The 6,374-nt window shown below is 64.8% G+C and carries 5 protein-coding genes and 1 pseudogene; 5 read left to right on the top strand and 1 reads right to left on the bottom strand.

Annotated elements, in window-relative coordinates; all coding sequences use genetic code 11:
- Nucleotides 1-59 precede the first annotated feature (59 nt).
- The 4 genes and pseudogenes from IPK75_16235 to IPK75_16220 all read left to right on the top strand — a co-directional run bounded on the left by IPK75_16235 (nt 60) and on the right by IPK75_16220 (nt 4,485).
- Nucleotides 60-1,361, top strand: a pseudogene (locus IPK75_16235) (DUF3363 domain-containing protein).
- Nucleotides 1,362-1,567: 206 nt separating this feature from the next.
- Nucleotides 1,568-2,041: a DUF3363 domain-containing protein gene (locus IPK75_16230; protein ID MBK8199898.1), complete on the top strand. Its 474-nt coding sequence runs from the start codon at nt 1,568-1,570 to the stop codon at nt 2,039-2,041.
- Between the two features lie 114 nt (nt 2,042-2,155).
- Nucleotides 2,156-4,117, top strand: a complete 1,962-nt coding sequence (locus tag IPK75_16225) for a conjugal transfer protein TraG (GenBank protein MBK8199897.1) — start codon at nt 2,156-2,158, stop codon at nt 4,115-4,117.
- A gap of 5 nt (nt 4,118-4,122) precedes the next feature.
- Nucleotides 4,123-4,485 carry a hypothetical protein gene (locus IPK75_16220; protein MBK8199896.1) on the top strand — a complete coding sequence of 121 codons (363 nt, stop codon included), beginning with the start codon at nt 4,123-4,125 and terminating at the stop codon, nt 4,483-4,485.
- Nucleotides 4,486-4,589: 104 nt separating this feature from the next.
- On the opposite strand, the gene IPK75_16215 is transcribed toward IPK75_16220, so the two are convergent.
- Complete coding sequence (locus IPK75_16215) at nt 4,590-4,883, bottom strand: hypothetical protein (protein ID MBK8199895.1); 294 nt, start codon at nt 4,881-4,883, stop codon at nt 4,590-4,592.
- A 482-nt stretch (nt 4,884-5,365) separates the two neighbouring features.
- Between IPK75_16215 and hlyD the strand changes: the two genes are divergently transcribed.
- A complete protein-coding gene (gene hlyD / locus IPK75_16210) occupies nt 5,366-6,373 on the top strand; it encodes a secretion protein HlyD (GenBank protein ID MBK8199894.1) in 1,008 nt (335 codons plus the stop codon).
- The last annotated feature ends 1 nt before the right edge of the window (nt 6,374 follow it).

Here is a 6,374-nt window from a genome sequence, read left to right as displayed (position 1 = left end):
GCGCGGCCCGGTCGACTGGATCACGCGGCGTGCGCCGGGCGCATCTCTCGCGGGTGCATATGCGGCGCGTCATCGTGAAGGTTCATATCGCGCGCCCGGGCCGGTCAGGGCCGGGGCTTTACCGCGCGCATGTCGGATACCTCCAGCGCGACGGTGCGGGCCGGGACGGGACTAGCGGCCTGCTCTATGACCGCGACTCAGAAGGCGTTGATCCGGCCGACTTCCTGGAGCGCAGCGAAAACGACCCGCACCAGTTCCGGATCATCGTCTCGCCGGAAGACGGTGCGCGCATGGGCGACCTCAAGGCGGCAACGCGCGAGCTCATGGCGCAGATGGAGCGCGATACCGGGCGCCGTCTCGACTGGGTCGCCGTTGATCACCACAATACCGGTCATCCGCACACGCATATCGTGATCCGTGGCCGCGATGCCCGCATGCGCGATGTGGTCATTGCGCGCGACTACCTGACGCGCGGCCTGCGCGAGGTAGCCGAAGACCTGGTCACGCAGCGTCTCGGACCCAGACGCACGCTTGAGATTGCTGAGGCGCGCAGCAAAGAGGTTAGCCTTAATCGCTGGACCGGGCTCGACCGCGAGATTGAGGCGAAGCTTGAAGGCGCGCGCATTGACGTGCCCGAAGCCAGCGGGAGCCGCGCGCGGTTTGATCGCGCGTTGCAGGTTGGCCGGCTCCGGCACCTCGAGACACTGGGATTGGCAAGGCCGGTTGGACCTCAGGCCTGGGAGATGACAGATGGCTGGCAGCAACAGCTGAAGCGGGCCGGCCAGCGCGGCGACATCATCCGCACGCTGGCCGCAGAATACAGCGGCCGCGAACAGGGCTTGCGGTTCGTCGAAGATCTTGGCTCCGAAGCCGCCCGCGTCATGGGGACTGTCAAGGCCTACGGTCCGGAGTACGAACTGCGCGATACGCGCTACCTCCTCGTCGAGGATTTTGACGGCAGGGTCTGGCATGTGCCGTCGGGCGCCGCAGACATGACCACGCCGCCGCGCCCCGGCGCGGTCGTCAAGCTCTCAAAAGCGGCAGCAATCGCGCGGCCTGCAGACCGGGCCATTGCGGCCGTTGCAGACGCGGCGGGCGGCGTCTGGTCTGAAGAGATTCATGCCCGTCACGATCCGGGCTCGAACCCAGATTACCGCCTGTCGCTCAAGCGGCGGCTGGAAGCCTTGCGCCGCGACGGCATCGGCGAGCGGCTTGGCACAGGCGAATGGCGGATCGATGAAGGCTTCGTCGAACGTGCTGCCGGTTATGAAGCGCGCCGCGCTGGCGGCGTCCGGCTGGCAGTCCTGTCCTGGGTGCCGCTGGAACAGCAGGTCGGCCTGAACGCCGAGACCTGGCTCGATGGATTGTTCGGCCGGGGTGGGGGATTGGCGGGCGGGGGGGGGGGGTGGGGGGGGGGGGGGGGGGGGGGGGTGTGGGGGGGGGGGGGGGGGGGGGGGGGGGGGGGGGGGGGGGGGGGGGGGGGGGGGGGGGGGGGGGGGGGGGGGGGGGGGGGGGGGGGGGGGGGGGGGGGGGGGGAACCGGGGGGGGGCGGGGGGGGGGGGCGGGATTGGGGGGGGGGGCGCAGAAATATTGGGGGGGGGGGGACGCCGAGACCTGGCTCGATGGAATTGATTCCGGCGGCGCCCGGGGCTCCAAGCGGCTCGCAGAGCTCAGGCAGCAGCGGCAGGCATGGCTCCGCCAGCAGGGTCTTCTTAGTGCGGGTGTCGGGCAGCTCACGGCCGATCAGCGCGCCCGCCTCAGAAGCCTTGAGCTCAGCCGGCGAACGGCCATGCTCGCGGCGCAGTCGAGCCGGACAGCACTGTCACTGCAACCCGGTGACACTTTCGACGGAAAGCTTGAGGGTCATCTGGATCTTGCGTCCGGCCGGATGGCGATCATCGGCAATTCGAAGCAGTTTGCGCTCGTCCCCTGGAGGGATGCGCTGGGCCGCCAGATCGGCCGGGAGCTGAGCATCCGCCAGACAGCGACCGGGCTCAGCTGGAGCCTCGGTGCGGAGCGCGGGCGCGGCCTCTCTCGCTGAAGCTCTGCAGAGCCTTGCGGCGTGCTGCACGCATTGGCGTGCCTTGCGGATGGCGGCGCGCCGCGAAGGCAGCGCAGTTTGGCGCTGTTTTGAGTTTGCAGGGAAGGACCCGCCATGACCGGCACAAAGATCCTCATCGGCCAGATTGCAGTTGTGTTTATGCTGATCCTCGGGGCGGTGTGGCTTGCGACCCAGGTGACTGCCGAGGCCTTGGGGTTCCAGCCAGCACTCGGTTCGCCCTGGTTCCTTGTCGGAGACGCTCCGGTCTACAAACCCTGGCGGCTGTTCCAGTGGTGGTATGCTTATGAAGCCTACGCGCCGGAAGTGTTTGCGCGGGGCGGATTGATCACCGTGTCAGGAACCGGGCTCGGCATCCTCGCGGCGATCACCGGATCAGTCGTGCGCAGCCGGCACGAACGCAATGTCACGACCTACGGCTCGGCGCGCTGGGCAAGGCGGGAAGATCTGAACCGGGCCGGGCTGCTGGGCGGTGACGGCGTGTTCCTTGGGCGCTGGCAGCAGGACTACCTGCGTCATGCGGGGCCGGAACACGTCATGGCGTTTGCGCCGACCCGGTCGGGGAAAGGCGTCGGACTTGTGGTGCCAACCCTGCTTTCCTGGACCAGCAGCGCTGTCATCCATGACATCAAGGGTGAGAACTGGGAGATCACCTCCGGCTGGCGCGCGAGCTTCTCGCGCTGCGTGCGGTTTGATCCGACCGACCGCCGGTCCCCGCGTTACAATCCTCTGATGGCGGTGCGGCGCGGCGAGCACGAAGTGCGTGACGTGCAGAACATCGCCGACATCCTCGTTGATCCGGAGGGCTCACTGGAACGCCGCAACCATTGGGAAAAAACCGGACATTCCCTTTTGGTCGGGGTGATCCTGCATGTACTCTATGCGGAGGAAGACAAGACACTCGCCGGATGTGCGCGGTTCCTGTCCGATCCGGCGCGCTCCTTTGCTGTCAGCCTGCGCGCCATGATGACGACGGCGCATCTGGGGCCTGAAGGCGTTCATCCGATTGTCGCGCAGGCGGCGCGCGAACTCTTCAACAAATCCGAGAATGAGCGCTCCGGCGTCCTGTCGACGGCGATGAGTTTCCTGTCTCTCTACCGCGATCCCGTCATTGCCGAAGTGACCAGCTGCTCGGATTGGCGGATCGAGGATCTGGTGGAGGGCCGCGCGCCCTTGTCGCTCTATCTCGTTGTGCCACCCTCTGACCTCTCCCGCACCAAGCCGCTGATGCGCCTGATCCTCAACCAGATCGGGCGCCGGCTTACCGAGGAGCTTCCTTCAAAGGGGCAGCGGCAGCTCCTGTTCATGCTGGATGAGTTCCCGGCCCTCGGACGGCTCGACTTCTTCGAGAGCGCGCTCGCGTTCATGGCAGGATACGGGATCCGTGCCTACCTGATCACCCAGTCGCTGAACCAGATCGAGAAAGCCTACGGGCCGAACAACTCGATCCTCGACAACTGCCATGTTCGCATCGCCTTTGCGACGAACGATGAACGCACCGCGAAGCGTGTTTCCGACGCTTTGGGCACGACAACAGAACTCCGCTCACAGAAGAATTATACGGGCCACCGCCTGGCGCCCTGGCTCTCCCACATGATGGTCTCGCGCCAGGAAACCCAGCGCGCGCTGGTGACGCCGGGCGAAGTCATGCAGCTCGCCGCCACGGACGAGATCGTCATGGTGTCAGGCGTGCCGCCTGTGCGCGCCAAGAAGCTGCGCTATTTCGAGGACGCAAACTTCAAGGCACGGGTCATGCCGCCGGCACCGGTCGATTGGAGCGGGCAGGCAGGACAGGATGCGTGGTATGCGCGTGTCGATGTACCCATACCGGAGGCTGAGGCGGCGCGAGGCGGAGAGGATACCGCCGGGCTTGAACGCAAACAGACGTTGGAACCTGAGCACGAGATCGATCACGAGGCACCGCAACCGGAGCCGGAACCCGGCGTGGACGTCGAGAGGGACGAGGCCGCAGATCCCGCAGACGATCGCAACCTCAAGGTCGTGCGGCGCGTCGCAGCCGCAGATCGCGGCGATCCTGATTTCCTGCCGGAGTTTTGAGTTTTATGGGTAAGCCGCGCGTGAACATCCGGATCTCGACGAAGCTGCATGCTCAGCTGTGTGAGGCCGCAGGCCGCCCCGGTATGACCAAGACAGCGATTGTCGAGGACGCGCTCCGGGCATGGTTTGATCCAGAGTCGCGGTCCGTGTTGGAGGAGCGCTTGCTGGTCCGCATTGATGCCTTTGACCTGCGCCAGGCAGATATCGAGCGGGATGTGGCGTTCACTTACGAAACGCTTGCTCACTATGTCTATTACTGGCTGACCCGCACCGAGCCTTTGCCCGAAGGCGAACGGGATATTGCCCACGCGCTTGGAAAGAAACGATTTGACCATTTCATCGAGCAGGTGACCCGGAAGGTCCGCTAACGGATAAAGTCAAACTGCAACGCGCAGCTTTTGCGGCTCAACCTGTGCAGGCTCAAAGGCGCGAGGCCGTCACGACGATCTGCTGCCTGAGGGTAACGACTACTTCATTCTCCCGTGAAGACAGGCCTGCGCTTGTTGAGGAAGGCGTCGATGCCTTCCCGCGCATCGGCTGTCCGGTCAGTATCTGCAATCGCACGTGCTTCGAGTTCCATCTGGGTTTCGAGACTGTTGGTGGCGCTGCCGGCGAGGAGCGTTTTGACCGCGCCGAATGCCTGAGTGGGCCCTGCTGCAAACTGCCCGGCGAGGGTGTCGGCGCGCGCCGGGAGCGCGTTGGCCGCCACAACTTCGTTTGCGAGGCCCCATTCGAGCGCTTCGGTTGCCGAGAGGTGCCGGTTGATGGCCTGGCGGCGTAGGCATGGTCACAATGATATCGCCGGCTGGATGGGTCAGTCATCGCAAAACCTCTCTCAATGGCGAGGAGTTGGGCTCTGTGGGTTAATCGTTCAATCCGTTCGCCGTTTGTGACGATCCTCCAAGGCTGACTTGCAAGACGGCGTTAGGTGGGCGTTCTTCCGGCTTTGCAGAGCGAGGTGATTGCTTTCCCGGACGGTGTGTACTGGTTCCCGACATTGGCAGACGTCCAAACCGAACTTGCGATAGCAGGCGTCGTCGTGGATGCGGGCGGCCCGCCCGGTGCGGAAGCGATGGTCGAACCCGTTCTGCTCGTTGCAACCAAAGTCCCAGCATGAACTGATCGCGGGCGCCCGCGCCGCCAGTCGTGAAGGAAGGTCCTTGAAAATAAAACAGTACAGATGTACTAAAAATACTGTGGTGACCTGAACCGAGGTGGAGCCTCATGCAAGCCCTCAGACGATTTTCAATGAAACGCATTGCCATCATTGCCGCTGTTTTGGTCGCCGCCCTCATCCTGGGGCGTTTCGTCGTGTGGCCGCGTTTGAGCCCCGCGGGTTCCGGCGCTGACGGCGCGCTCGTGCTCTACGGCAATGTCGATATCCGGCAGGTGGAGCTCGCGTTTCGGGTGTCCGGCCGGCTCGACGCCGTGAATTTCGAGGAAGGGGACACGGTTTTGGCTGGCGACGTGATTGCGGTCCTGGACACCGCGCCGCTGCGTGACGGGGTCGCTCAGGCTGAGGCAGAGGCGTCGGTGCGCCGTGCAGAGCTTGCGCGCCTCGAAGCTGGAAGCCGGTCCCAGGAAATAGACCGGGCAAGAGCCCGGGTGGAAGAGCTGGACGCAAATGTCCTGATCGCTCAGCAGACCTTCGACCGGCAGTCAAAGTTGCGCGACAGTGGCTATGTATCGCAGCAAGCCTATGACACGGCGCTCGCCGCATTGGACGCGGCGAGAAAGCGTCTTGTCGCGGGTAAAAAGGATCTCGCTCTCGTGCAGCTCGGACCGCGGGCTGAAGAGATTGCAGGCGGCGCGGCGGGCGTCGAAGCAGCCGAGGCAGCCGTTGCTCAGGCTCAGCTGAGACTCGGAGACACAAATCTCATCGCGCCTTCGGACGGCGTCCTTCTGGCGCGCGTGCGCGAACCCGGCTCGATCGTCGCGGCAGGTGTACCGGTCGCCACATTGGCCTTGACCAGTCCGGTCTGGGTTCGCGCTTATGTCGATGAGACAGATCTCGGCCTGGTCGTGCCAGGTAAGACAGCCGAAGTCTTCACTGACAGCGCGCCCGGCAAGCCCTACCAGGGGCAAGTCGGCTTTGTCTCTCCCATTGCCGAGTTCACGCCCCGGACGGTCCAGACGCCTGATCTTCGTACTGATCTTGTCTATCAGGTCCGGATCACTATCGACGCACCAGACAGCGGCCTTCGTCAAGGCATGCCGGTCACGGTCAAGCTCAGCCGCCCGCCTGTGGCAGATTAAG

The sequence above is a fragment of the Acidobacteriota bacterium genome (assembly GCA_016712445.1).
In the GTDB taxonomy this organism is placed as follows: Bacteria; Pseudomonadota; Alphaproteobacteria; order Caulobacterales; family Hyphomonadaceae; genus Hyphomonas.
Note: the sequence above shows the minus strand (reverse complement) of the source record. Positions and strands in the feature narration are given on the sequence as shown.

What these genes read in the sequence shown, in the direction of transcription:
- IPK75_16225 (MBK8199897.1), top strand. Translation starts at nt 2,156, where the DNA reads ATGACCGGCACAAAGATCCTCATCGGCCAGATTGCAGTTGTGTTTATG.
- IPK75_16220 (MBK8199896.1), top strand. Translation starts at nt 4,123, where the DNA reads ATGGGTAAGCCGCGCGTGAACATCCGGATCTCGACGAAGCTGCATGCT.
- hlyD (MBK8199894.1), top strand. Translation starts at nt 5,366, where the DNA reads ATGAAACGCATTGCCATCATTGCCGCTGTTTTGGTCGCCGCCCTCATC.